This is a genomic window from Caldisericia bacterium (assembly GCA_021158845.1).
Taxonomy (GTDB): domain Bacteria; phylum Caldisericota; class Caldisericia; order B22-G15; family B22-G15; genus B22-G15.
Genome location: JAGGSY010000138.1, coordinates 1 through 3,724 on the forward strand (window position 1 = coordinate 1; position 3,724 = coordinate 3,724).

General features: G+C 37.4%; 4 protein-coding genes. 1 reads left to right on the forward strand and 3 read right to left on the reverse strand.

All coding sequences use genetic code 11. The features are described from left to right. On the forward strand, window positions 1-913 hold a 913-nt coding region (locus J7J33_04975; GenBank protein ID MCD6168640.1), incomplete at its 5' end, for a flippase-like domain-containing protein. Here the strand turns inward: J7J33_04975 and J7J33_04980 are convergent. The 3 genes from J7J33_04980 to J7J33_04990 all read right to left on the reverse strand — a co-directional run. Next, window positions 867-1,607 carry an ABC transporter ATP-binding protein gene (locus J7J33_04980; protein ID MCD6168641.1) on the reverse strand — a complete coding sequence of 247 codons (741 nt, stop codon included), beginning with the start codon at window positions 1,605-1,607 and terminating at the stop codon, window positions 867-869. The two genes, J7J33_04975 and J7J33_04980, sit on opposite strands and share 47 nt — an antisense overlap. Continuing rightward, complete coding sequence (locus J7J33_04985) at window positions 1,601-2,575, reverse strand: iron ABC transporter permease (protein MCD6168642.1); 975 nt, start codon at window positions 2,573-2,575, stop codon at window positions 1,601-1,603. The genes J7J33_04980 and J7J33_04985 overlap by 7 nt, the downstream gene beginning before the upstream one ends. Beyond that, the coding region (locus tag J7J33_04990) for an ABC transporter substrate-binding protein (GenBank protein ID MCD6168643.1) at window positions 2,575-3,724 on the reverse strand (1,150 nt) is incomplete at its 5' end. The genes J7J33_04990 and J7J33_04985, both read right to left, overlap by 1 nt.

Sequence of the window (3,724 nt, forward strand, 5' to 3'; positions counted from 1 at the left end):
CCTTTTAACCATTATCATTGTAATATCCCTATGGTTTATGGATGGATTGAGATTATACACACTACTGAGATTCTTCAAGGTAAAGATAAGTTTGTTTAAATGTATAAAGATAAATCTCCTCTCTCTTTTCCTTGCAAGTATCACGCCCTTTGGTTCAGGTGGTATGGTAGGTAAAATTTATCTACTATCAAGGGAAGGTATGACTATAGGAGGAGGGAGTGCAGTTGTAACCATAATGTATCTTATAAATATGCTCTTTTTTCTCTTAGCATCAATTTTATTCATCATATTTTTTAAAGAAAGCCTCCCCCAGAATCTCTGGTGGAATAGAGTCTTTTATCTATTAATAACCTCAATAGCTGTTTTCTCTTTTCTTTTCTTCCTCTTTGCCTTAAAACCAAGGAGACTTTTTAATTTAACAGAAAGGGTTATGAAAATGAGATGGCCAAAAAGACTGAGTGAGGAAAAGAGGAGAAAAATTATAGATGGAATAAATAAGAACATTGAAAGATACCATAGGGGAATAACACTCCTGTTTAAAAAGAAAAGTCTTGTTCCAATATTGATCCTTATAACCTTTGGATACTGGTTTATTTTTCTGAACCTTTCACCATCAATCCTCAACTCTTTAAATGTAAAATTTAATTATTTAAGAGCTGTCATAACACAATTTATCTTCCACTTCTTTGTTACATTGGCAGCTACTCCAGGTGGGAGTGGCATCGCAGAAGCTGGATATTCATCGCTATTCTCCTCTTTTGTTCCCCCAGAGAAGCTCTTTGCACTCACATTTTTGTGGCGTTTCTTTACATACTATATATATCTAATACTTGGAGGTATCTTTTCAATCTCTGAGATAAAGAAACTCAACCTGAAAGATCTAACAGAACCTCACCGTCAAAGAGAAGATTGATATTCTCTGGTGTTATGACCTCTTCCTTTACGCCCTCCTCAAGAATTCTCCCATCCTTTAAAAATATAACTCTATCGGAGAGGAGCTTTACAGAACTCAAATGATGGAAAACACTTATCATACTCTTTCCCTCTCCCTTTACCTCAAGAAGTATCTTTAAAATTCTGGTTCTAAATCTTAAATCAAGATGGGAGAGAGGTTCGTCCAAAAGAATTATGGGAGTTTCCTGAGATAGAACTCTGGAAAGGAGGGCAAGTTGCTTTTCCCCCTCAGAGAGAGATAGAAAATCTCTATCCTTTAGATGCAAAATCCCGACTCTATCCATCCAGTATAACACCTTATCGTAATCATTTTTTCTAACAAACCCATTTATGTATGGAGTTCTACCGAGAAGGACATAGTTAAACACAGTTAGTGGAAAGGTAAGATTTGGTCTCTGTGGAACATAGGAAAGTATCCTCGCCCTTTCCCTGTTTTTTAATTTCAGTATTTCCCTTCCTTCAAACTTGACACTTCCCTCATCTGGCTTTATAAAACCAAGAATTATCTTTATAAGTGTAGACTTTCCACTTCCATTTGGACCAAAGATTGTTAAAGATTCACCCTTTAAAAGACTGAAACTAACACCCTTTAGCACCTCAACCCCTCTCCTGTATGAAAAGTGAATATTATTAATATCAAGAATACCTACCATGGTCTTTCCCTCCAGAGAATATAGAAAAAGAATGGAGCTCCAAGGAGAGAGGTAATTATTGATACAGGTATCTCTGTGGGTGAGAATACTGTTCTTGAAATAAGATCAGAGAGCATGAGGAGTGCTCCACCTGATACAACTGATAGTGGAATGAGCTTAAGATGGTCTGTTCCAAATATCCCCCTTAATATATTTGGAACCATCAGTCCTATAAAACCTATGATTCCCGATACATACACACTGCTTCCTGTGAGTAATGCAATGAGAATTAAAAGAATTGTTCTCGTAAAAACAACATTTACTCCAAGTGAGGTTGCCTCATGCTCTCCCAATATGTAAACATTTAGAGGTAGGTACATGAAAATTGAAATGATGAGAGATACAAGGAAGAAGGGTATAATAACCTTCACACTTAACCATGTGGCATTGGATAATCCAGTCATTGACCAGAAAACAGATTTGTTTAGAACATCCCTTCCCCAGACTGTGAACAGAGTGGAGAGGGAGGAGAAAAGATAGTTCAATGCAATGCCTGAGAGAAGTAGAGTTAATGGGGATATTCTTCCTTTTATTTTACTTATCATAAACACAAGAAAGGTTGAAAACAAAGCTCCCAGAAAGGAGAATACAGAAAGAGAGTGGGGAAATAAGCCCTCCAGACCAAGGAAGAGAGAGAGGGTTACAAAAAAATTTGCTCCAGATGATATACCAAAGAGATATGGATCTGCAAGGGGATTTAGGAATAGAGTTTGGGAGAGGAGTCCTGCAAGAGAAAGTGAAGCTCCCACAAAGAATGCACCTATCACCCTTGGGAGCCTCACTTTTAAAATTATCTCTTCTCCATTTGATGGATGAAGAATAGAGAAAATAATCTCCTTAAACTCATATTTAACAGTTCCGAAGGAGAGGGAGAGTACAAAGATAAGAAAGAGGAGAAGGATGAGAGAGGGAATAAAATATTTCCTCACTATCTCGCTACAGAGAGTGCTGGAAGAACTTCAAGACTCTCGCCATGAATGAATTTAAAGAGTTCATAAAGCCCATCAATTATCCTTGGTCCTGGTCTGAATATAAGGTCAGGATTTATGGTGTATATCCTTCCATTCTTTACTGCATCAATATTCTCCCATCCCGGTCTCTTCTTAACATCTCCAGGATCAGCTCCCATATAGCCAAGAATTATAACCTCTGGATTTTCCTTTATTATGTATTCCTGTGAGAGTATGGGCCAATCTCCTTTAGCATTTTCAGCTATATTTATACCTCCTGCTTCCTCTATTAACTTACCAACAAATGTGTTCTTTCCCGCACTCATGTATGGATTGTTCCATATCTCAAGATAGACCCTCTTTTTCTCAAATTTCTTTACCTCATCATCCACCTTCTTCCTCTTCTCCATCAATTCAACGAGAAGTTCATTTGCCTCATCAGGATGATCTGTTATATCTCCAATTAGCTTGATAAGAGAGAAAACATCCTCAATACTTCTTGGATCAAAGGCAAGTGTTTTTATCCCCATGTCTGAGAGTCTCAAAAGTAAATCCTTTGGATTACCCCTTGCTCCAAAAACAAAATCTGGTTTAAGAGAAATGATCTTTTCAATATTTGGATTGGAGAAACCTCCAACCTTCTCTTTTTTTAAAGCATCCTCTGGATAATTACAGAAGTCTGTAACACCCACTACCTGATCTCCTGCACCTACTGCAAAGAGAATCTCTGTGTTTGATGGGGCAAGGGATACAATTCTCTTTGGAGGACTCTTAAATGTAACCTCATTTCCAAGATCATCCTTTACCTTTAACAAGGGATAGACATCACCATTTATAACTATCTTTCTTTCAGTGGAATCCCATCTAATCTTTAAACCAAAAAATTCAGAAAGATTTCTCAAAGGGACTGCTGTTCTTCCATTTTTGATGAATGGGGCAAAGTAGAGATTCACTGGAACACTATTTACAAAAGCAGTTTTATTCCCTACAAAGAAAACCACCTGAGCGTAGGCATTCTCCACCTTGATAGACTTTGTGTTTGCATCCCATTTCACCTTTGCATCAACTGCATAAGAAAGATTTCTCAAAGGGACTGCTGTTCTTCCATTTTTGATGAATGGGGCAAAG

Coding starts and splice junctions, on each gene's coding strand:
- J7J33_04980 (MCD6168641.1), bottom strand. CDS start 1,607: ATGGTAGGTATTCTTGATATTAATAATATTCACTTTTCATACAGGAGA.